The following is a 21,645-nucleotide window of genomic DNA, read 5'->3' as shown; positions in this document are numbered from 1 at the left end:
TTTGCAGCAGTAAATGCCGATGTTTTTCAGAATGTTCTGGAAAGGGCGGTTTTTGTACTTCCATAGAACGCAGGGACATACAATCTGAGAATAAGGATGGGAGAATACCAGTGAATTCAGGAGGCGAGCCTAGAAGAACGCCTCTTTTTTGGCATTTCCCTGCTGAAGCAGGATTGCTTCAGCCATGGCGGCGTAAGCTCTGGGAGCTCAAAAAATAAAATTAAAGCGCATTGAACGAATCACTATACATAATCGTATTACAAATAAGAACGAAATCCTGAATGGAGGGGCAGATGAGCGATCAGGCGCTGGAGAAAATCAGACGGGCACAGCAGGGAGATACTTCAGCACTGTCTTCACTGCTGCGAGAACATTATACTTTTCTGTTCAAATATCTACTCAAAGTGACTATGGATCCGTTGCTGGCAGAGGATCTTGTACAGGACACGATGGTCAGATGTATGGAAAAAATCAATACCTATAACGGTTCTTCTTCGTTCTCCTCTTGGTTAATTACGATAGCCACCAGAATATTTATCGATCGAAAGCGGCGCTGGAAACGTGAGGCAGAATGGAAGAAACGGGAACAGCAGGCGCAGGGCACCCGTTCGATTCGTTGGCGGTTTGAGAGCAGGGGGGAAGAATGGAGTGAAGTACTTGATTCCATTTCCAAGCTACCCTCTGCTCAGAGGGTAGCTGTGCTGCTGAAGCATTATTATGGCTATAGCTATGAAGAAATCGGTGTGATCATGCAAATTCCTTCTGGCACGGTCAAATCGCGTGTGTCCCTTGGTCTTAACCAATTGCGAAAGGAGCTGAATGAGGATGGAGAAGGATAAGGAGCCAGAACTGTATTTGCACAAGCTTACTGAAGAGCTTGAACGTTTGGATGCGCAATATGATGACATCACCCCACCTTCGTTACAGGAACTGGAGTGGTTAATGGCTGATGCAGCTGTGCAGAGAAAGAGAAGGGAACGCAAAGAACTACTGTTATTCTGGGGGGTCTCATTGATCCTGATCTGCGCATTTTTATCCATTCTCACTTCTGCGCCAATGATCTATTGGATTATTCAGGCGATCATTCCTATTGTAGGACTGGGTGGCTTAGGGATCGCCAGGATCAGAAGAAATAGAGAAGGTGTACAAGAATGAATGAGCTGCAGGATGTGCCTCTTTGGTTGTGGTTTGGCATAGCAGTAGCGTTAATGCTGCAGGGGACCTTACTGTTCCGGGACGCAAGACGGCGCGGGAAAAAAGCTTGGTTCTGGGGATTATGGGCGATTACTACAGTTCCGTCACCCGCATTAGTCTACTTACTTGTTGTTATTCTTCCTGATCGACGTAGACGGAAGAAGCAGTTGTGAAGCTTTAGTAAAAAGCTCGTTCCTTTCATCTTATTACAAGGAGTGGTACTTCATGGAAGAGGTAAAATGGGGTTTAATCATGCCGTTAATTATTCTGCAGGCTTTGCTTGCTATTATTGGTCTGATATCTCTGGCCAAAGCGGATAACGTTCGTGGTCCAAAATGGATGTGGATTATTATCATTATTTGCGGAAATATATTAGGCAGCGTAGCTTATTTCACAATAGGAAGGAAAGATGTCTGATGTCACTCCTTCAAGTTAAGAATTTGCGCAAAAGCTATGGGGCGCATATTTCCGTAAATGATATAAGCTTTGAAATTGAGAAAGAACGGTGCGTCGCTTTACTGGGGCCTAACGGTGCTGGGAAAACGACCACACTTCGTATGCTGGCAGGGCTGCTAGAACCCACCTCTGGAATGATTTCATTTGAGGGGAGCCGTCCTGGAGCCGAATATCGCAGAGGATTAGGATATGTGCCACAGTCCCCAGCTTTTTATGGTTGGATGACTGGACATGAATATGTTGTTTTCGCTGCAAAGCTTAGTGGAATGGGAACTAAAGACGCAACCAGCAGGGCATTGGAATCGCTCGAGCGTGTAGGGCTTAAAGGTGATGCTCGTCGCCGGATTGGTGGATACTCCGGTGGGATGAAGCAGCGGCTGGGTCTGGCTCAGGCGCTTGTGCACCGGCCTCGTCTGCTGTTGCTTGATGAGCCTGTATCTGCACTTGATCCGATTGGCCGCAGAGAAGTAATGGGACTGCTGCGGGAGATACGTGAAGAGACAACTGTAGTTTTTTCTACACATGTGCTGCATGATGCAGAAGAAATTTGCGATGATATTATTTTAATGAATCAGGGCTTGATTGCTGAGAAGGGGTCTTTATCACAGCTGCGTAGACAATACAGCCTTCCTGTTATTCGTTTACGTACAGAGAAGCAAGAAAAAGCTATTCAGTGGCTGGAGTCTCTTGCTGCCAAACCGTTTGTACTAGAGACTCAGTTGTTCGGAGATCAGGCAATTTTTAATGTGAACGATGTAGACATGGCCCGATGGACGATTCTGCAAGAAGCGGCGCAGCTCGAAATTCCATTACTGCAATTTGAAGCGGGTTCTTCCACGTTAGAGGATTTATTTATGAAGGTGGTGGGAGTATGAGAAGCGCCTGGGTCCTTTATCGCAAAGAAATGCTCGAAATGGCTCGCAGTTATAAGTTAATCTGGATACCTGTCGTTTTTATCCTATTAGGTATTATGCAGCCGTTAACTACTTATTATTTGCCGGAAATATTAAAAGCTTCAGGTGATGTTCCCCCAGGTCTGCTAGAGGGGTATGAAATACCGAGTGCCGCAGCTGTGATGGCGCAATCTCTGGGACAGTACGGAACGATCGGAATGTTAGTATTGGCGCTTGGCGCGATGAATGTTTTAGCCGGTGAGCGCTATAGCGGAACTATGGAATTAATTCTGGTAAGGCCGGTTTCTCCAGCCGCAATAGTGTTCGCTAAATGGGCAGCGCAGCTGACCCTGTTGATCGTTGCTCTAGGATTAGGTGCAGCGGGGGCGGCTTACTACACGGAGCAGTTGATTGGTTCACTATCTTGGGGAGATGTCATCGCAGCTTCTGGAGTATATGGATTGTGGCTGTTATGTGCTGTCTCAGCTACGTTGTTGTTTAGTGGATTTTTAAAATCTCCAGTTGCCGCCTTTTTAGCATTGGCGCTAATGGCAGGATTATCATTAGGCCAAAGCTTATTACCTTCATGGTTTGAATGGGCACCTGCGGGGCTTTCCGGGTTATCGGCTGGAATTCTTATGGCTGGAGAAGGCTTCAGGGTTGGACCCTATCTTTCAGCAGCTATTTTGATCTTGATTTGTTTAGTGGGTGCTGCACTTTTGACAAGGAAGAATAACTTACCCGCTTGAACCATAAGTTATATTTTTATTAAATATAGTATATTTTCATAGAATTTGTAGGATCGGCCAGCCTTCAACTAGACAGTTCTATCTTTTTTTAGTAGACTGTTGAAACAAGCAAAATCTTGAAAGATTTTGGGGTTAGGAGGTAGGGCGATGCTGCGTTTAGGAGAGAAGATTGTCATTGTTGCGGACGCTTTCGAGCAGAGTCTTCCTATCGGGGAATACGGCTACCTAATTGCTTACGACCGCAATCCCGATAATGCGTTTGACTATGTTATTCGTGTACCAGAGGCTAATAGGAACTTTTATGTTCCGGCTGAGGACATTGAGGCGGAAGAACATTTATTAGTAGCTGAGGCTGAGAGAGCAACGTATGAAGCGTTGATTGATTATGCTTTGTCCACGTACAATGAGAAGCTGTTCCATCATTTGATGAACGGTGAAGATATGGATATAGAAGAGACGGAATCAACGTCAAGCGAAAGCATGTCCCAAGCGGATTTCATCAAACAAGTGAATCTTCGAGCTTGGATTTAAGGAAGGCCGGCGCAAGCCGGCTTTTTTGTTTTGTCATACCGCTGCTAAATGCTGTGAAATCACTGACTGTCAAAACCCTTCTCTATGAATATACTAACGATACGCTCCTTTAAAATGTGTAGGAATCTCCTTCACTTTGATAAAGGAGCGTTTGTTTTACAGCCCATCATTGAATTGTCCAAGCTTCTACAATATAATTAAAAACGTTATCCGGGCGCTTTAGCCCTTTAAACAGGAGGGATTTTTCTTATGAGCATTACCGTTAAAGATGTGCAGCATGTGGCCAAGCTGGCTCGTCTGCAGCTGAGCCCGGAAGAAGAGGCAACCTTTACAGAACAAATGAATGCTATTTTACAATATGCCGAGAAATTAAATGAGCTAGATACGGAGAATGTAAAGCCGACAACGCATGTGCTGCAAGTCAGCAATGTAATGCGGGAGGATGTTGTGAAGGATAGCCTTACGCAAGAGGAAGCACTTCTTAACGCTCCAGATGATGAAGACGGACATTTCAAGGTTCCAGCTGTTTTGGAATAACTACATAATTAGAAAGGGGGAAGAATCTTGAGCCTGTTTCAAAATCGATTGCCTGAAGTACACCGCATGTTAACTGCTAAAGAGGTATCGGTCAGTGAACTGACTGAAGAATCGCTGGCGATTATCGCTGAGCGGGATAAGAACGTAAATGCATTTTTGACCTTGAATGAGGAGGGCGCTCGTAGCACTGCACGCGCTTTGGACGACAAACTGGCATCCGGAGCAGCACGTGGGTTGCTGTTTGGTCTTCCTGCTGGAATCAAGGATAATATTGTAACTAAAGGCCTGCGCACAACTTGTGCCAGCCAATTTTTGAGCGACTTCCAGCCGATTTATAACGCTACTGTAGCTTCTAAACTGAAGCAAGCAGATGCCGTAACGATCGGTAAATTAAATATGGATGAATTCGCAATGGGCGGATCTAATGAGAACTCAAGCTTTGGTCCTGTACGCAATCCTTGGGATTTAGAGCGTGTGCCCGGCGGTTCCAGTGGCGGATCTGCAGCAGCAGTAGCTGCGGGCGAAGTGTTCTTCTCACTAGGTTCGGATACTGGGGGTTCCATCCGCCAGCCAGCTTCCTATTGTGGTGTTGTAGGTCTCAAACCTACTTATGGTCTTGTATCACGTTACGGGCTGGTAGCCTTTGCCTCCTCACTAGATCAGATTGGACCATTAACACGTAATGTAGAGGATTCTGCCTATGTGCTTCAAGCAATTGCTGGTTATGATGCCCAAGACTCTACTTCGGCTAAAGTAGAAATTCCTGATTATTTGAGTTCACTTACTGGTGATGTTTCCGGACTTCGCATTGCTGTTCCTAAGGAATACCTGGGAGCAGGTGTCGATGCTTCTGTGCGTGAGACAGTTTTGTCTGCACTTAAAGTGCTGGAAGGAATGGGTGCTGTCTGGGAGGAAGTTTCATTACCACATACGGAATACGCAGTAGCAGCTTATTATTTGCTGTCCTCTTCGGAAGCTTCATCTAACCTCGCGCGTTTTGACGGTGTGCGTTATGGCGCACGTGTAGATGAAGGCGGAGGATTGCTTGATCTATATCTTAATTCCCGCAGCCGCGGCTTTGGCCCTGAGGTTAAACGTCGTATTATGTTGGGTACTTATGCACTCAGCTCCGGGTATTACGATGCTTACTATTTAAAAGCACAAAAGGTGCGTACTTTGATTAAACAGGACTTTGATGACATCTTTAAAAAATATGATGTGGTCATCGGCCCAACAGCACCAACGACAGCATTCAAATTGGGTTCACAGACTGAAGATCCGCTGACCATGTATCTGAATGATATTCTCACGATTCCTGTAAGCTTGGCGGGTATTCCGGCCGTGAGTGTTCCTTGTGGTTTTGCGGAAGGTATGCCTGTAGGTCTGCAAATTATCGGTAAGGAATTTGACGAGAGCACGATTCTGCGTGTCGCTCATGCTTTTGAACAAAATACAGATCATCACAAGCAGCGTCCACAGCTGTAGTAAAGGAGGGAATGGGATTACTTATGTCTAAATACGAAACGGTCATCGGCTTGGAAGTTCACGTAGAGCTTCATACCAACTCCAAAATCTTTTGCGGATGCTCCACTGAATTTGGAGCCCCACCTAACACTCATACCTGTCCTGTCTGCTTGGGTCACCCCGGCGTATTGCCAGTGCTCAACAAACAAGCGGTAGAATACGCTATGAAAGCAGCGATGGCGCTGAATTGCACCATTGGTGATGTTAGCAAATTCGACCGCAAAAACTATTTTTACCCGGATTCACCAAAAGCTTATCAGATTTCACAATTTGATCAGCCTATCGGCCTGAACGGTTGGATCGACATTGAAGTTAACGGAGAGACCAAACGGATCGGCATTACTCGTCTTCATTTGGAAGAGGATGCAGGTAAGCTTACGCACGTAGATGGCGGTTTTGCCTCGTTAGTCGATTTTAACCGGGTGGGAACACCGCTTATCGAAATCGTATCCGAACCTGATCTGCGCTCCCCTGAGGAAGCTCGTGCTTATCTGGAGAAAATCCGTGCGATTATGCAGTATTGTGACGTATCCGATGTCAAGATGGAAGAAGGATCGATGCGCTGTGACGCGAACATCAGTCTACGCCCAGAAGGACAAGAGGAATTCGGCATTAGAGCAGAGCTTAAGAACATGAACTCCTTCCGCGGTGTATTGCGTGGACTGGAGTATGAACAATATCGTCAGGCTGAGATCCTGGATGATGGTGGAGTTGTTGTGCAGGAGACTCGCCGCTGGGATGAAGCACAAGGGAAAACATTATCGATGCGCGGGAAAGAAGAAGCGCATGATTATCGTTACTTCCCGGACCCGGACTTGATCGTTCTGCATATTGATGATGCTTGGAAAGAATCCATTCGTTCAACGATTCCAGAACTTCCGGATGCTCGGAAAGCACGTTATAGCGGGGAACTGGGCCTGACAGCTTATGATGCAGGCGTCATTACATCCTCTAAATTGTTAGCGGACTTTTTCGAAGGGTGTCTTGCCTATACGCAGGATGCCAAGGCTGTAGCTAACTGGATTATGGGTGACTTGCTTGCCTATTTGAATGGTAATAATCTGGAGTTGTCGCAGGTACAAATTACACCACAAGGGCTAGGCGAGATGATCGGGCTGATTGCAGCCGGAACCATCAGCAGCAAAATCGCTAAAACAGTATTTAAAGAAATGCTAGAGAGCGGTAAACTGCCAGCTGTTATCGTTGAGGAAAAAGGTCTAGTGCAGATCAGCGATGAAGGTGCCATTAAAGGGATAGTGGAAGCAGTCGTAGCCGCCAATCCGCAATCAGTGGAAGATTATAAAGCGGGTAAACAGAAAGCAATCGGCTTCCTGGTCGGACAAGTCATGAAAGAAAGTAAAGGTAAGGCGAATCCGGGTCTTGCTAATAAACTTCTCATCGAGGTATTGAGCAGCTAAACGCTTGTCGTCTGTAAAAGGACGCCAGCGGCGTTTATAATTGGGGTAATATACTTATGTAATAAGCTAAGGGCTTGTCGGCAACGGCAGGCCCTTAGCGGCATATAAGGGGACTGGTTAGGATGAATACAATTAACAAGCTAAATCTGCAGGATGAAAGCACCGTTAATGAATTATGGAGTCTTCAGCATAAGGCCTATAGACTGGAAGCTGAACTTATAGGCTTTCGTGAAATACCACCTCTGATGGAGACGAGAGAAATGCTCAGCAGCTCTAAAGAGGGTTTTTATGGCTGCTTCGATAAAGATGAGGAACTAATGGGTGCTGTTGCTGTAGAGGAAGAATCTCCTGGCAAATTGACGATTACACGAATGATGGTGGGGCCGGACTTTTTTCGTAGAGGTATCGCTAGCCATCTTTTGGAATATGTATTTGAGCATTTTGCAGGGATGGAGCAATTCATTGTGTCGACAGGCAAAAAGAATACACCTGCCGTTTCGTTGTACAGTAAACATGGTTTTCTGCCTACCGGTGTGGAGGAAGTCGCTCCAGGTGTTGAATTGATTGAATTTCATCGGAGTGGTTCTCTTTGAAAAAAGATATTCATAGACAACTATTTACGAAAGGAGGAGTCCAAAATGAAACATGACTCTGCAATGCTCCCAGAGCAGGAAGAACTGCAAGGTTCTGTTGATATAGAGACTAAGGAAAATGAGATACAGAAGAGGATTATTCCTCCGCGTCCGAAGCGGCGCCACCGCAAACGTAAATTTATTGCTGGACTGCTGGCAGCACTCATCCCTGGGACGGGGCATTTGTATTTTGGGCTTCTCCGAAAAGGAATCACCTTCATCTTTCTAATTCTTTTGGATATCTCAGCTTTATTGTATTTCTCATCCATCGGGATGCAGATCAATGTTCCACTGCTTATTTTACTTGCGCTCATTATTCCAGTGATCTATTTTTATAACGTGTATGACGTATTGCAATCAGCGGACAGGCTTCTTCGCTTCCCAGAGGATCATGATCTTGCTATTTCTGTGACCAAAGCAAACGAGGCTCCTAAACGTCGTAGTATCGTCAGCGAGCCTGGGATATCCTTTGGACTCTTATTGCTCTTAGGGGGCGCCCTGCTTATTCTGTTCCGGCAGAAACCAACATGGCTCCAGTTCTTTATTGAACATTATGCCGAAATGGCCGTGTCTGTCATTTTAGTATGCGGTGGCTTATTTATAGGAGCTAGAGAAATTGCCAGAGCAGTTGTGCAGCGTAAAGACAATGAACCTCGCAAGCGGCGCGTGGGAAGATATACGGCTTCTGTATTACTGATAGCTATTTCTGTTCCTTTGTTTTTGGATTGGAGAGAGGGAACTGACTATATGCTTCTGCTCTTGAAGTGGTGGCCAGTCATCCCGGTGTTATGGGGGATTGAGTTCCTGCTGATGTTTATCTTCTCTAACCGTTCAGCCAAGGGAACCAGAATCAGATTGGATTTACGTGGGCTTTTATCTGCTATATTGCTAGCTGCGAGTGTATTTATTGTTGCAGAGCAAGAACATTATTTATATCTATGGAAAAATGTCAGTCTAAACCTGACGGCAGCAGCAGTGGACTATGGTGAGGCTAAAGGCAGCAAATATCAGAAAGCCCCGCTAATTGTTCCGGTGGAATTAAATACAGCAAAAATATCTATTGATAGTATTAATGGTGATATTTTATTACACCGTGCTCCAGTGGATGATATTCAAATTACAACGACAATTTGGGTAGATCAGTTGGATGGGCCGATGGCTGAAGCTATATCAGAACAGTCCTTTGTGGACGTTGTTGAAGGGCCCAACATAAAAATCACCTCGAATAGCAAGGCCTATGGAGAATCCGGTAAACGCCAGCCACGCATGGATTTAGACATTTACTTGCCGGAGGATCGCCGCTTTAACCTCGATGTTCGCACTATGAATGGCGGGATCACGTTGCAGAATGTAGAAGCCATTGAAGACATTTCTCTGGAAACGGGGAATGGAGAGCTGATCCTTCATCGTATCTTTGGTAATGTTAAGGGAAAAACACTGAATGGAGCTGTCCGTGCCAGATCTGTTCAAGGTAGCGTTGATTTAACAACGAGCGGAGGCAATATGAATGCTTGGGATGTTACCGGTGCTTTGAAATTATCGACGGCTGTCGGCAATATTAGTGCGATCGGAAATAGCAATGATATCGATATTACTACCAAAAACGGTAATTTAGAGGTGGATGGAGCCAGATCCAAGCTACATGCCGAATCTCTAAATGGTACCATTGATGTTCGCTCTTCTGATGTCGCTGGAGATTGGGACATTTATAGCGCAGTTGGTGACATTCAATTGTATTTACCGATGTTAAGCAACTATACAGTGAATGGTTCCAGTGGATATGGTGATATTACTTCAGATTTGCCTGAACTTACAATTGATAAGAAAAAAGTATCAGGTGAAGTGGGAACCGGCGAGTTCAAGCTTCATGTTGAAGGAAATAGCAATCTAAATGTTAGGAAATATTGAAAAAAGTAATTTTTCTTATATAATAATAAATATAATGTATAGACTTCGTTGACAATATTGAAAAATCGGTCTTACAATCTTAAGAAGTATTTCTTTTATTTTTAAATTCAAAAGGCGGTGACAGTAATGGGGAGTGGAGTACAACATGCACTGGAACAATTAAAGACAACAGGTGTCCGTATAACGCCCCAGCGTCATGCGATTCTTACGTATTTGATGGAAGCAATGAATCATCCTACAGCTGACGATATATACCGGGCGCTAGAGCCGAAATTTCCGAGCATGAGCGTAGCAACTGTATATAATAATCTCAAGATGTTTATGGAAGCCGGCATGGTTCGCGAGTTGACCTACGGGGATAGTTCCAGTCGTTTTGATGCCAATGTATCTGATCATTATCATGTCATCTGTCAGCTATGCGGTAAGATTGAAGATTTTAGTTATCCTTCGCTTCATGATGTAGAGATACATGCAGAGCAGGAAACGGGCTTCAAAATTACGGGTTTGCGTATGGAATTGCATGGAGTTTGCAAATGTTGCAGAGAGAAGCAACAATAAGACAGAATACTACTGTACTTAAGGGCGTATAGCCAAGCTACACAATAAACGTGTGAAATCCGAAAGCGGAGGACTCACGTTTTTATTTTTTTTCAAAATAACAAAATATAGTGAAAATGACTAACTTATACTGGTTATCCGGAACCAAGTGGATGTTATAATCGTATTGTTAGACTTAACTTAAAATCATCTAATATTTGGAGGATATATTTTGGACAGAAGATATAGACAGAAACGCGTCAAAAAGCGCGGAGGTCTTTTCCGACGCTTTTTTGGACTTTTGCTCATTGCGGCAGCAGCTTATTGGGTTGTGTTTTTTGTATTGCCAAATCGCCAGCACATCGATCCAGACTGGAAAGGCCTAGAACATCCTATCTTCGTAAAAGGAGAGCTAACAGGATATTCCGCCTCAGGGACCGGTGATAGCATGCTTTTACCTCTACCATTACTGCAGGAACATGTGGACTCATCTATTCGTTATGAAGAAAAGACTAAATCGGTCATCCTATCAACGGAAAGTGAACTTCTATATATGCAAGAGGATAAAACCGATGCTAGTCTGAACAATCGTCCGCTGCAGCTGCGGCTGGCACCTGAAGTTAAGGAAAAGATAACTTATCTTCCTGCGGATGTTTTAGAAGACCTGTATGGGTTTGAGATTCAAGAGGATACGACTACCGGGGCTGTGCTGTTAATGACAGCAGGGGAGACTGTACCGCTGGGGAAAGTGAAAGGTGAAGCAGGTGATAAGACAGTCGCTCTTCGCAGCGAAGCGTCGATTCACGCACCCATCGTGGCCGATATGTCCCCAGGTGCCATCGTGAGTATTTGGAATAAGGAAAATGAGGACTGGCTGTATGTGCAGTTAAGCAGCGGTTATGCGGGTTATACCAAGGCCAGTGATATTATCTCAGACGGTCAAAAGACAGTGGAACCCAAAAGCACCACTCCCTCACGGGCAGAACGAAGCTGGAAAGGGAAGTCAGTGAATTTGTATTGGGAAGCTGTTTATCAACGCAAACCTGACCCAAGTACATTCGGTGAGCTTCCGGGCGTTAACGTGGCTAGCCCGACTTGGTTCAGTATCATAGATGGTGACGGGAATGTGCGCAGTCAGGCTGATAGTGCGTATGTGCAGTGGGCCCATGAGCGCGGTTTGGAAGTATGGGGGCTGCTCAGCAATAGCTTTGAACCAGACATAACCACTGAGGCATTGTCGAGCTATGAGAAGCGGATGAACGCGATCGTACAGATCCTCGAGTATTCAGATTTATACAAGCTGGATGGAATTAATATTGACTTTGAGAATGTATATACGAAAGACGGGGAGAATGTTACACAATTTATGCGAGAGCTAAAACCTATGGCTCAAGCCAAAAACTTAATCGTCTCCATAGACGTAACCCCTAAATCCAACAGTGAGATGTGGTCAGCATTCCTTGATCGTAGAGCTCTTAATTCAGTAGTTGATTATCTTATTGTTATGGCTTATGACGAGCATTGGGCTGCTAGTCCTGTAGCGGGCTCTGTTGCGTCTCTGCCGTGGGTAGAAAGCTCGTTAAGCCGGATCATAGAGGAAGACGATGTGCCGCCTGAGAAGCTGATTCTAGGGATTCCACTGTATACTAGAATCTGGACTGAGGCCCAGGTGGATGGCAAGACCAAAGTAAGCTCTAAATCGGTTAGTATGAATGCCGTTGAAAAAATTATTAAAGAGAAGAAGCTGACCCCAACCTTTGATAAGGCAGCAGGGCAGAATTACGTTGAGTATAAGGAGGATGGCGCTCTTAAAAAAATATGGATCGAAGACAAAGTTTCTTTAAAAGCTAGAGTTGAGCTTGCTAAGTCTTTAGGGCTTGGTGGCATCGGTTCATGGAATCGCAGCTTTAGTAATCCGTCTGCGTGGGAGGCATTACAAGGGATTCATAAGTAATTATTATTTCATTCATAATAAACAAAGGGGCTCCCAATATAGGGGCCCCTTTGTTGTATTAAGCAAATGTTTGATTGCATTATAAATCGCTAGTAATAAGCTTCTGTAAGATGTGTTTTATTGATTAAGCTGCTGACTCTTAAGTTGTTCCGCAGTAATATTGGCCTCAGCTGGATCCATAGTAAGGATGGTATGGCAGAACATACAGCGGTCTGTTTTGCCCAGCATTTTGGTCAGCTTGTGACATTCAGGGCATTCCAGTTGGACTGCGCTAGTTGACAGCATCCCAGCCCAGAAATAGATTGCAAGACTTGCCATCATTGAGATTAAACCGATTACAAGACCGATTCCAGCGAATACTTTTCCAGTTGAGCCCCAAAACACGATGCCCGCTGTACCCAAAACCATAAGTCCCATTCCGAGCATTGTGAGCAGTAATCCCCATGTGCGAAAAGCGTTGATCTTAGCCGTTTTAAACTTCATGAGTGTTTGCTCCTAACTAAATATAGTTGGGTTGTCCAGAAGGAACTGTCTTTCATATGTAGAATAATAATTATAACTGAATTATAACTGACTGGACGCAAAATCGCCAAATTTAATGGAGGGAAGCATGGAATTGTCCAATGTAACTTTGTTGAGTGGAGAAACGTTTGATGAGAATGTTTTAGGAGCGGTCGTTTTGCGGCAGAATGGGGATATTCCGTTTCAAAGCGCACTTCTTCAAGATTTTGATATGGTAGTGTTAGTATTGCATGAAGAACAGGATAGAGAGCATATTGTTCGCCATACCATTGCCGGTGACCAACGGACCCAGTCAGTCCATATCGGCCTTTTTGCTTTGGAGCAGGCTGTTATGGCAGGGGATAATAACGAACTTCTTATCAGTTTGATGAGGGGGGAAGTGATCTGGGACCCCAAGGGAATACTCGAGGAAATGCGCCGCGAGATATTACAATTTGAAGGACCGATTAAGGAACGGGTCGCATTTATGGAGTTTGCTCGCTTTTTGCATATGTATGTGAAATCCAAGCGCTATATAGAGGCTGGCTTTATTATGGATGCTTACAACTGTGTATTGATAGCTTTATATCATTGGGCAAGAATAGAAGTGAGTGAAGTGGGTGCTTTCCCCGAGCCAGCTATTTGGGAGCAGGTTAAAAGCATGAATACCTCCGTTCATAAACTTTATGAGGAGTTAACGGTCAGTACTGAGACCTTAGAGCAACGTGTTGAGCTTGTGCTTCTTGCATGTGAATTTGGGATTATGTCCAAAATGACGGACTGTTGTCTATTGCTCTTTAATATTTTGAATAGCCGTAAGGAAGCATGGAGCATTAAAGAATTACTGCAGCATTCAGGTCTGAGTCAATTAGAGTCTGAACTACCCCTTGTTTTACGAAAGCTGGTTTCTCGTTCGCTAATCCGAGAGATTACATCTTGGGCTGATGTTCACGAGGGAGAAGGGCATGCGATCCGCTATACATTATAGAGATGAATTAGATACAGCAGAAGATGTTTAATTATAGAGAGATGAGCAAGGATAGGGAGAGGCTGAGCACTCTCTTTTTGTTTGTTTACTAATATGAAACGCTCATATTTATTCAGAAAAATTAATGGTTGACTCTTTCCTTGTTCATGTGTTAAATTATAACTCGTCCCTCTGACACAGAGATGTGCTTTCGAAAACATTCGAAAGACAACCAAAAAAAGAAATTAAAAAAAAGGTTGACTAAAACGAGGACGCTGTGATATATTATAAAGGTCGCTGCTGAACAACGCATCGACGAAATGAACAGCTTGATCTTTGAAAACTGAACAACGAGTGAGTAGGGAATCACGTAAGTGAAATCCAAAATTAGAGAATTAATTTTCTCGTCAGATGTTTCAAAATGAGCATATCGCTCTTTTCAATACTAATTGGAGAGTTTGATCCTGGCTCAGGACGAACGCTGGCGGCGTGCCTAATACATGCAAGTCGAGCGGAGTTATTTTGAAAGCTTGCTTTCAAAATAACTTAGCGGCGGACGGGTGAGTAACACGTAGGCAACCTGCCCTTCAGACTGGGATAACTACCGGAAACGGTAGCTAATACCGGATAATTTCTTTTTTCTCCTGAGAGAAGAATGAAAGACGGAGCAATCTGTCACTGAGGGATGGGCCTGCGGCGCATTAGCTAGTTGGTGGGGTAACGGCCCACCAAGGCGACGATGCGTAGCCGACCTGAGAGGGTGAACGGCCACACTGGGACTGAGACACGGCCCAGACTCCTACGGGAGGCAGCAGTAGGGAATCTTCCGCAATGGGCGAAAGCCTGACGGAGCAACGCCGCGTGAGTGATGAAGGTTTTCGGATCGTAAAGCTCTGTTGCCAGGGAAGAACGTCCGGTAGAGTAACTGTTACCGGAGTGACGGTACCTGAGAAGAAAGCCCCGGCTAACTACGTGCCAGCAGCCGCGGTAATACGTAGGGGGCAAGCGTTGTCCGGAATTATTGGGCGTAAAGCGCGCGCAGGCGGCTATTTAAGTCTGGTGTTTAAACCTTGGGCTCAACCTGAGGTCGCACTGGAAACTGGGTGGCTTGAGTACAGAAGAGGAAAGTGGAATTCCACGTGTAGCGGTGAAATGCGTAGATATGTGGAGGAACACCAGTGGCGAAGGCGACTTTCTGGGCTGTAACTGACGCTGAGGCGCGAAAGCGTGGGGAGCAAACAGGATTAGATACCCTGGTAGTCCACGCCGTAAACGATGAGTGCTAGGTGTTAGGGGTTTCGATACCCTTGGTGCCGAAGTTAACACAGTAAGCACTCCGCCTGGGGAGTACGGTCGCAAGACTGAAACTCAAAGGAATTGACGGGGACCCGCACAAGCAGTGGAGTATGTGGTTTAATTCGAAGCAACGCGAAGAACCTTACCAGGTCTTGACATCCCTCTGAATCTGCTAGAGATAGCAGCGGCCTTCGGGACAGAGGAGACAGGTGGTGCATGGTTGTCGTCAGCTCGTGTCGTGAGATGTTGGGTTAAGTCCCGCAACGAGCGCAACCCTTAACTTTAGTTGCCAGCAAGTAATGTTGGGCACTCTAGAGTGACTGCCGGTGACAAACCGGAGGAAGGTGGGGATGACGTCAAATCATCATGCCCCTTATGACCTGGGCTACACACGTACTACAATGGCCGGTACAACGGGAAGCGAAGCCGCGAGGTGGAGCCAATCCCATCAAAGCCGGTCTCAGTTCGGATTGCAGGCTGCAACTCGCCTGCATGAAGTCGGAATTGCTAGTAATCGCGGATCAGCATGCCGCGGTGAATACGTTCCCGGGTCTTGTACACACCGCCCGTCACACCACGAGAGTTTACAACACCCGAAGTCGGTGGGGTAACCCGCAAGGGAGCCAGCCGCCGAAGGTGGGGTAGATGATTGGGGTGAAGTCGTAACAAGGTAGCCGTATCGGAAGGTGCGGCTGGATCACCTCCTTTCTATGGAGAATCGTTCTCTGCAATGAGGACATTCAAATCGGAAGCTCAGCTTCCAAAACTCAGGTTTAGGCCTGTTACTCACTCGTTGCTCAGTTTTGAGAGTTTAAGCTCTCAAGTAAGACTTGATCCTTGAAAACTGGATACCGAAACGAATTTGCGTTTTAGAACATCTTTTAGCAACTTGTGTAAACAAGTAAATGTTATTAGTGAGATTTTTCTTCGGAAGAATCAAGGTTAAGCTAATAAGAGCACACGGAGGATGCCTAGGCGCCAGGAGCCGACGAAGGACGTGGCGAACAACGAAACTGCCTCGGGGAGCTGTAAGCAAGCTTTGATCCGGGGGTGTCCGAATGGGGAAACCCAGCTGTGGTAATTCGCAGTTACTCATTTCTGAATACATAGGAAATGTAGAGGCAGACCAGGGGAACTGAAACATCTAAGTACCCTGAGGAAGAGAAAACAATAGTGATTCCGTCAGTAGCGGCGAGCGAACGCGGAACAGCCTAAACCTAAGAGCTTGCTCTTAGGGGTTGTGGGACGTCTCACATGGAGTTACAAAGGAATATGGTAGGCGAAGAGGTCTGGAAAGGCCCGCGATAGAGGTAAAAGCCCTGTAACCTAAACTGTATTCTCTCCGAGACGGATCCCGAGTAGTGCGGGGCACGTGAAACCCCGTATGAATCCAGCAGGACCATCTGCTAAGGCTAAATACTACCTGGCGACCGATAGTGAAACAGTACCGTGAGGGAAAGGTGAAAAGCACCCCGGAAGGGGAGTGAAATAGAACCTGAAACCGTGTGCTTACAAAAAGTCAGAGCCCTATTAATGGGTGATGGCGTGCCTTTTGTAGAATGAACCGGCGAGTTACGTTTAACATGCAAGGTTAAGCCGAGAAGGTGGAGCCGCAGCGAAAGCGAGTCTGAATAGGGCGATTTAGTATGTGGACGTAGACCCGAAACCGTGTGATCTACCCCTGTCCAGGGTGAAGGTGCGGTAACACGCACTGGAGGCCCGAACCCACGTACGTTGAAAAGTGCGGGGATGAGGTGGGGGTAGCGGAGAAATTCCAATCGAACTCGGAGATAGCTGGTTCTCCCCGAAATAGCTTTAGGGCTAGCCTCGGTATAAGAGTAGTGGAGGTAGAGCACTGATTGGGTGCGGGGTCCGCAAGGATTACCAAGCTCAGTCAAACTCCGAATGCCATATACTTATTGCCGGGAGTCAGACAGTGAGTGCTAAGATCCATTGTCAAAAGGGAAACAGCCCAGACCATCAGCTAAGGTCCCCAAGTGTGTGTTAAGTGGGAAAGGATGTGGAGTTGCACAGACAACCAGGATGTTGGCTTAGAAGCAGCCACCATTGAAAGAGTGCGTAATAGCTCACTGGTCGAGTGACTCTGCGCCGAAAATGTAACGGGGCTAAACACACCACCGAAGCTATGGCTAGATACGTATGTATCTGGGGTAGGGGAGCGTTGTGTAGGGGTTGAAGGTGTACTGAAAAGAGCGCTGGACACTACACAAGTGAGAATGCCGGTATGAGTAACGAAAAGATCAGTGAGAATCTGATCCGCCGAAAGCCCAAGGTTTCCTGAGGAAGGCTCGTCCGCTCAGGGTAAGTCGGGACCTAAGGCGAGGCCGAAAGGCGTAGTCGAAGGACAACAGTTTGAAATTACTGTACCACCGTAATCCGCTATGAGCGATGGGGTGACGCAGGAGGGTAGTGACGCGGACTGATGGATGTCCGTCTAAGCAGTGAGGCTGATGTGTAGGCAAATCCGCACATCATTAAGGCTGGGCTGTGATGGGGAGCGAAAATTATAGTAGCGAAGGTCATGATCTCACACTGCCAAGAAAAGCCTCTAGCCAGGAGAAGGTGCCCGTACCGCAAACCGACACAGGTAGGCGAGAAGAGAATTCTAAGGCGCGCGGAAGAACTCTCGTTAAGGAACTCGGCAAAATGACCCCGTAACTTCGGGAGAAGGGGTGCCCCGGTAGTGTGAATAGCACGAGGGGGCCGCAGTGAAAAGGCCCAAGCGACTGTTTAGCAAAAACACAGGTCTGTGCGAAGCCGCAAGGCGAAGTATACGGGCTGACGCCTGCCCGGTGCTGGAAGGTTAAGGGGAGTGGTTAGGGGTAACCCGAAGCTATGAACCGAAGCCCCAGTAAACGGCGGCCGTAACTATAACGGTCCTAAGGTAGCGAAATTCCTTGTCAGGTAAATTCTGACCCGCACGAATGGCGTAACGACTTGGGCGCTGTCTCAACGAGAGATCCGGTGAAATTTTAATACCTGTGAAGATGCAGGTTACCCGCGACAAGACGGAAAGACCCCATGGAGCTTTACTGCAGCTTGATATTGAATTTGGGTACGATCTGTACAGGATAGGTGGGAGCCGTAGAAATCGGAGCGCAAGCTTCGGTGGAGGCGCCGTTGGGATACCACCCTGATCGTATCTAGGTTCTAACCTAGTACCCTTATCGGGTACGGGGACCGTGTCAGGCGGGCAGTTTGACTGGGGCGGTCGCCTCCTAAAGAGTAACGGAGGCGTTCCAAGGTTCCCTCAGAATGGTTGGAAATCATTCGCAGAGTGCAAAGGCATAAGGGAGCTTGACTGCGAGACCTACAAGTCGAGCAGGGACGAAAGTCGGACTTAGTGATCCGGTGGTACCGCATGGAAGGGCCATCGCTCAACGGATAAAAGCTACCCTGGGGATAACAGGCTTATCTCCCCCAAGAGTCCACATCGACGGGGAGGTTTGGCACCTCGATGTCGGCTCATCGCATCCTGGGGCTGAAGTAGGTCCCAAGGGTTGGGCTGTTCGCCCATTAAAGCGGTACGCGAGCTGGGTTCAGAACGTCGTGAGACAGTTCGGTCCCTATCTGTCGTGGGCGCAGGAAATTTGAGAGGAGCTGTCCTTAGTACGAGAGGACCGGGATGGACGTACCGCTGGTGCACCAGTTGTTCCGCCAGGAGCATGGCTGGGTAGCTACGTACGGACGGGATAAGCGCTGAAAGCATCTAAGCGTGAAGCCCCCCTCAAGATGAGATTTCCCAATTAGTAAGACCCCTTGAAGACGACGAGGTAGATAGGTTGGAGGTGGAAGTGCAGCAATGCATGGAGCTGACCAATACTAATCGGTCGAGGGCTTATCCTATACTTAGAATGCAAATTCGTTTCGGATTCAGTTTTCAGGCATCAAGCCTGGTATGAATATTCCCTGATAGCTCAGTTGGTAGAGCACTCGACTGTTAATCGAGTTGTCACAGGTTCGAGTCCTGTTCGGGGAGCCATATGGAGAGGTGTCCGAGTTTGGCCGAAGGAGCACGATTGGAAATCGTGTAGGCGCCACAAGCGTCTCGAGGGTTCGAATCCCTCTCTCTCCGCCACAAATTTTTAATTAGTATGGCCCGTTGGTCAAGGGGTTAAGACACCTCCCTTTCACGGAGGTAACATGGGTTCGAATCCCATACGGGTCACCAAATTTTCACTTGATTTATCCTAGTGGACTTTGGTACAATAACAATTGTTGTTTATGGAGGCTTAGCTCAGCTGGGAGAGCATCTGCCTTACAAGCAGAGGGTCGGGGGTTCGATCCCCTCAGCCTCCACCATAACATTTTCTTACTGACGCGGGGTGGAGCAGCCCGGTAGCTCGTCGGGCTCATAACCCGAAGGCCGCAGGTTCAAATCCTGCCCCCGCAACCAATTAACTTAAGCAATTATATCTTTTGGAACCGTGGTGTAGTTGGCCTAACATGCCTGCCTGTCACGCAGGAGATCGCGGGTTCGAATCCCGTCGGTTCCGCCATTTTCATCATGGCTCGGTAGCTCAGTCGGTAGAGCAGAGGACTGAAAATCCTCGTGTCGGCGGTTCGATTCCGTCCCGAGCCACCATTTATCATCACAAAAGAATGAGTGCCATGCCGGTGTAGCTCAATTGGTAGAGCAACTGACTTGTAATCAGTAGGTTGGGGGTTCAAGTCCTCTCGCCGGCACCATCCTTGGAGGATTAGCGAAGTGGCCAAACGCATCAGACTGTAAATCTGCTCACGTGAGTGTTCGGTGGTTCGAATCCATCATCCTCCACCAGTTTTTAGGGGCATAGTTTAAAGGTAGAACAACGGTCTCCAAAACCGTTGGTGTGGGTTCAATTCCTGCTGCCCCTGCCAAGTTCTTTCTAAAGTTTAATATGGCGGCCGTGGCGAAGGGGTTAACGCACCGGATTGTGGTTCCGGCATTCGTGGGTTCGAGACCCATCGGCCGCCCCATTTACTTTAAAATGAATAATGGCAACAATATCAACTTAATATGGCGACTGTGGCGAAGGGGTTAACGCACCGGATTGTGGTTCCGGCATTCGTGGGTTCGAGACCCATCAGTCGCCCCATTTTATTTTAAAATGTTATTGGGGATTAGCCAAGCGGTAAGGCAACGGACTTTGACTCCGTCACTCATAGGTTCGAATCCTATATCCCCAGCCATTTTATGCGGACGTGGCTCAGCGGTAGAGCATCGCCTTGCCAAGGCGAGGGTCGCGGGTTCGATTCCCGTCGTCCGCTCCAAGTTTTCATGGCGCCATAGCCAAGTGGTAAGGCAAAGCTCTGCAAAAGCTTTATCCCCAGTTCAAATCTGGGTGGCGCCTCCATTTAGTTCATATGTGCCGGCGTGGCGGAATGGCAGACGCGCTCGACTCAAAATCGAGTGGGAAACCGTGGAGGTTCGAGTCCTCTCGCCGGTATCTTAAAAAGGTTTGTAAGAATGCTTTTATAAGCAATCTTACAAACCTTTTTTCTTTATGTCCTTGGGTTTACAGCAGTAAGCCGTTGAATAGAGAGTTTCTCTATTTCAACGGCTTTTTTTAATCTGATTAGTGATTAACCTGATTGATTATTAATGCGGAATGCTCGCGGGGTAAGACCTATTTCTCGTTTGAACATATTGCAGAATTGGGCATCGTTCACAAAACCTGCAGCAGCAGATACTTCAGAGATTTGCATCTGAGTATGACGTAATAGAGATTTTGCATAATCCAGGCGTTTTAACAGCAAATACCGCAGGGGTGAAGACCCGAAACGTTCTTTAAATAGATGGCGAAAACGATCGTAACTATATCCGGACATTTCTGATAGTGTTTCGACGGACAATTTATGGCGATAATGCTCATTCATATAATTAAGGACATATTGTACTCGATCTTCTGTTGGGGATTGATATCCAGAGGCACTAAGAAGCCTCATAAGATGGACGGTAATCTCGCTCATTTGTAGGTTTAGAAGCTCAGAGAATCCGTCTTGCTTGCGTGTAAACTCTGCTTTCATTCGCAGCAGGATTTGAAGAACGGTCTGATCTTTATCATCTTCATATACGCCGAGCAGATTACTCATATTAGGGTGTTCCGAGTGGAAGCCTACAAATAATACATTTGCATCCTCACGGTGGTGCTCGTCATGTTTATGATTGGGTGGCACAAGCGCGAAAGAAGAGGAGCGAAAATGGTAACTTCGTGGGCCAACATTGGTTGTCCCTACCCCCTGTAAATAATAGACTAGTTCGTAGCATTCATGCTGGTGTGGAGGGATATAAGTATTTAGCTCATGTGTGGCACTTACAATATATAGAACACGATCCATGATGATCCTCCAATACTTATGTTTTAGCCGAATCGTACAAAACTATGACCGAAATCATATAATTATTTTTAATAATATTTGTTATGATCGTATCAATAAATCCGAAAGTTCGCAACCTGACTGGCCATCTCGTTCGGAAATAAAGCGGATTATTAATAATAATGGTATTTTTATTGCTATTTTTGAGCCTAAACGTTAAGTTTATT

General features: G+C 46.4%; 17 protein-coding genes, 16 tRNA genes and 2 rRNA genes. 33 read left to right on the top strand and 2 right to left on the bottom strand.

What is annotated here, in order from left to right; translation table 11 throughout:
- The first annotated feature begins 293 nt into the window (after window positions 1-293).
- The 14 genes from sigY to MHH46_RS27565 all read left to right on the top strand — a co-directional run bounded on the left by sigY (window position 294) and on the right by MHH46_RS27565 (window position 12,333).
- Entirely contained in the window at window positions 294-839 is a 546-nt protein-coding gene (gene sigY / locus MHH46_RS27630; protein ID WP_076179762.1) for an RNA polymerase sigma factor SigY, read from the top strand.
- A complete protein-coding gene (locus MHH46_RS27625) occupies window positions 826-1,155 on the top strand; it encodes a YxlC family protein (protein ID WP_076136947.1) in 330 nt (109 codons plus the stop codon). The genes sigY and MHH46_RS27625 overlap by 14 nt, the downstream gene beginning before the upstream one ends.
- The gene (locus MHH46_RS27620) at window positions 1,152-1,367 is read left to right on the top strand and encodes a hypothetical protein (RefSeq protein WP_036680176.1); all 216 of its coding nucleotides are present in this window, start codon (window positions 1,152-1,154) and stop codon (window positions 1,365-1,367) included. Before MHH46_RS27625 ends, MHH46_RS27620 begins: the two co-directional genes overlap by 4 nt.
- Before the next feature lie 52 nt (window positions 1,368-1,419).
- Window positions 1,420-1,611 (top strand): PLDc N-terminal domain-containing protein, encoded by a 192-nt coding sequence (locus tag MHH46_RS27615; protein ID WP_036680175.1) that lies wholly within the window; start codon window positions 1,420-1,422, stop codon window positions 1,609-1,611.
- On the top strand, window positions 1,611-2,525 hold the full coding sequence (locus tag MHH46_RS27610; protein ID WP_076193671.1) for an ABC transporter ATP-binding protein: 915 nt from the start codon (window positions 1,611-1,613) through the stop codon (window positions 2,523-2,525). The genes MHH46_RS27615 and MHH46_RS27610 overlap by 1 nt, the downstream gene beginning before the upstream one ends.
- Entirely contained in the window at window positions 2,522-3,292 is a 771-nt protein-coding gene (locus tag MHH46_RS27605) for an ABC transporter permease subunit (protein WP_076128640.1), read from the top strand. The genes MHH46_RS27610 and MHH46_RS27605 overlap by 4 nt, the downstream gene beginning before the upstream one ends.
- Before the next feature lie 147 nt (window positions 3,293-3,439).
- A complete protein-coding gene (locus tag MHH46_RS27600) occupies window positions 3,440-3,823 on the top strand; it encodes an ATPase (protein WP_076193673.1) in 384 nt (127 codons plus the stop codon).
- A 249-nt stretch (window positions 3,824-4,072) separates the two neighbouring features.
- Entirely contained in the window at window positions 4,073-4,360 is a 288-nt protein-coding gene (gatC, locus tag MHH46_RS27595) for an Asp-tRNA(Asn)/Glu-tRNA(Gln) amidotransferase subunit GatC (protein WP_036680166.1), read from the top strand.
- A gap of 27 nt (window positions 4,361-4,387) precedes the next feature.
- Entirely contained in the window at window positions 4,388-5,845 is a 1,458-nt protein-coding gene (gene gatA / locus MHH46_RS27590) for an Asp-tRNA(Asn)/Glu-tRNA(Gln) amidotransferase subunit GatA (RefSeq protein WP_076193675.1), read from the top strand.
- An 11-nt stretch (window positions 5,846-5,856) separates the two neighbouring features.
- Entirely contained in the window at window positions 5,857-7,302 is a 1,446-nt protein-coding gene (gene gatB / locus MHH46_RS27585; RefSeq protein WP_076179766.1) for an Asp-tRNA(Asn)/Glu-tRNA(Gln) amidotransferase subunit GatB, read from the top strand.
- 122 nt (window positions 7,303-7,424) lie between these two features.
- Complete coding sequence (locus tag MHH46_RS27580) at window positions 7,425-7,895, top strand: N-acetyltransferase (protein ID WP_076146333.1); 471 nt, start codon at window positions 7,425-7,427, stop codon at window positions 7,893-7,895.
- 45 nt (window positions 7,896-7,940) lie between these two features.
- Window positions 7,941-9,842 (top strand): DUF4097 family beta strand repeat-containing protein, encoded by a 1,902-nt coding sequence (locus tag MHH46_RS27575; protein ID WP_256717232.1) that lies wholly within the window; start codon window positions 7,941-7,943, stop codon window positions 9,840-9,842.
- A gap of 126 nt (window positions 9,843-9,968) precedes the next feature.
- Window positions 9,969-10,400, top strand: a complete 432-nt coding sequence (gene perR / locus MHH46_RS27570) for a peroxide-responsive transcriptional repressor PerR (RefSeq protein ID WP_036680160.1) — start codon at window positions 9,969-9,971, stop codon at window positions 10,398-10,400.
- A 211-nt stretch (window positions 10,401-10,611) separates the two neighbouring features.
- Entirely contained in the window at window positions 10,612-12,333 is a 1,722-nt protein-coding gene (locus MHH46_RS27565; RefSeq protein ID WP_076193678.1) for a glycosyl hydrolase family 18 protein, read from the top strand.
- 117 nt (window positions 12,334-12,450) lie between these two features.
- Here the strand turns inward: MHH46_RS27565 and MHH46_RS27560 are convergent, their stop codons facing one another.
- Window positions 12,451-12,816 (bottom strand): DUF2614 family zinc ribbon-containing protein, encoded by a 366-nt coding sequence (locus tag MHH46_RS27560; RefSeq protein WP_036680151.1) that lies wholly within the window; start codon window positions 12,814-12,816, stop codon window positions 12,451-12,453.
- A gap of 115 nt (window positions 12,817-12,931) precedes the next feature.
- Here MHH46_RS27560 and MHH46_RS27555 point away from each other — a divergent pair, with 115 nt between their 5' ends.
- The 19 genes from MHH46_RS27555 (at window position 12,932) to MHH46_RS27465 (ending at window position 20,547) form a co-directional block, all read left to right on the top strand.
- The gene (locus MHH46_RS27555) at window positions 12,932-13,822 is read left to right on the top strand and encodes a nucleotidyltransferase-like protein (RefSeq protein ID WP_081383530.1); all 891 of its coding nucleotides are present in this window, start codon (window positions 12,932-12,934) and stop codon (window positions 13,820-13,822) included.
- A 425-nt stretch (window positions 13,823-14,247) separates the two neighbouring features.
- Window positions 14,248-15,805, top strand: a 16S ribosomal RNA gene (locus tag MHH46_RS27550).
- A 232-nt stretch (window positions 15,806-16,037) separates the two neighbouring features.
- Window positions 16,038-18,964, top strand: a 23S ribosomal RNA gene (locus MHH46_RS27545).
- The 16S and 23S rRNA genes sit together here with 16 tRNA genes alongside, the layout of an rRNA operon.
- Before the next feature lie 60 nt (window positions 18,965-19,024).
- Window positions 19,025-19,100, top strand: a tRNA-Asn gene (locus MHH46_RS27540).
- A gap of 3 nt (window positions 19,101-19,103) precedes the next feature.
- Window positions 19,104-19,196, top strand: a tRNA-Ser gene (locus MHH46_RS27535).
- Window positions 19,197-19,214: 18 nt separating this feature from the next.
- A tRNA-Glu gene (locus MHH46_RS27530) sits at window positions 19,215-19,289 on the top strand.
- Window positions 19,290-19,344: 55 nt separating this feature from the next.
- Window positions 19,345-19,420 (top strand) — tRNA-Val (locus MHH46_RS27525).
- A gap of 17 nt (window positions 19,421-19,437) precedes the next feature.
- A tRNA-Met gene (locus MHH46_RS27520) sits at window positions 19,438-19,514 on the top strand.
- Window positions 19,515-19,539: 25 nt separating this feature from the next.
- Window positions 19,540-19,617, top strand: a tRNA-Asp gene (locus MHH46_RS27515).
- Window positions 19,618-19,627: 10 nt separating this feature from the next.
- Window positions 19,628-19,703 (top strand) — tRNA-Phe (locus MHH46_RS27510).
- A gap of 28 nt (window positions 19,704-19,731) precedes the next feature.
- Window positions 19,732-19,807 (top strand) — tRNA-Thr (locus MHH46_RS27505).
- Between the two features lie 5 nt (window positions 19,808-19,812).
- Window positions 19,813-19,898: transfer RNA gene (locus MHH46_RS27500), tRNA-Tyr, on the top strand.
- 6 nt (window positions 19,899-19,904) lie between these two features.
- Window positions 19,905-19,978, top strand: a tRNA-Trp gene (locus MHH46_RS27495).
- 23 nt (window positions 19,979-20,001) lie between these two features.
- Window positions 20,002-20,077: transfer RNA gene (locus MHH46_RS27490), tRNA-His, on the top strand.
- Window positions 20,078-20,120: 43 nt separating this feature from the next.
- A tRNA-His gene (locus tag MHH46_RS27485) sits at window positions 20,121-20,196 on the top strand.
- Window positions 20,197-20,215: 19 nt separating this feature from the next.
- Window positions 20,216-20,290, top strand: a tRNA-Gln gene (locus MHH46_RS27480).
- Between the two features lie 6 nt (window positions 20,291-20,296).
- Window positions 20,297-20,371: transfer RNA gene (locus MHH46_RS27475), tRNA-Gly, on the top strand.
- Between the two features lie 9 nt (window positions 20,372-20,380).
- Window positions 20,381-20,454: transfer RNA gene (locus MHH46_RS27470), tRNA-Cys, on the top strand.
- Window positions 20,455-20,468: 14 nt separating this feature from the next.
- Window positions 20,469-20,547, top strand: a tRNA-Leu gene (locus MHH46_RS27465).
- 136 nt (window positions 20,548-20,683) lie between these two features.
- On the opposite strand, the gene MHH46_RS27460 is transcribed toward MHH46_RS27465, so the two are convergent.
- Complete coding sequence (locus MHH46_RS27460) at window positions 20,684-21,439, bottom strand: AraC family transcriptional regulator (protein WP_076130295.1); 756 nt, start codon at window positions 21,437-21,439, stop codon at window positions 20,684-20,686.
- Window positions 21,440-21,645: the final 206 nt, after the last annotated feature.

The organism is Paenibacillus sp. FSL H8-0175 (assembly GCF_045040615.1).
Taxonomy (GTDB): Bacteria; Bacillota; Bacilli; order Paenibacillales; family Paenibacillaceae; genus Paenibacillus_AQ; species Paenibacillus_AQ odorifer.
The sequence above is the reverse complement of the archived record's forward strand: the minus strand, read 5'-3'. Positions and strand labels throughout refer to the sequence as shown.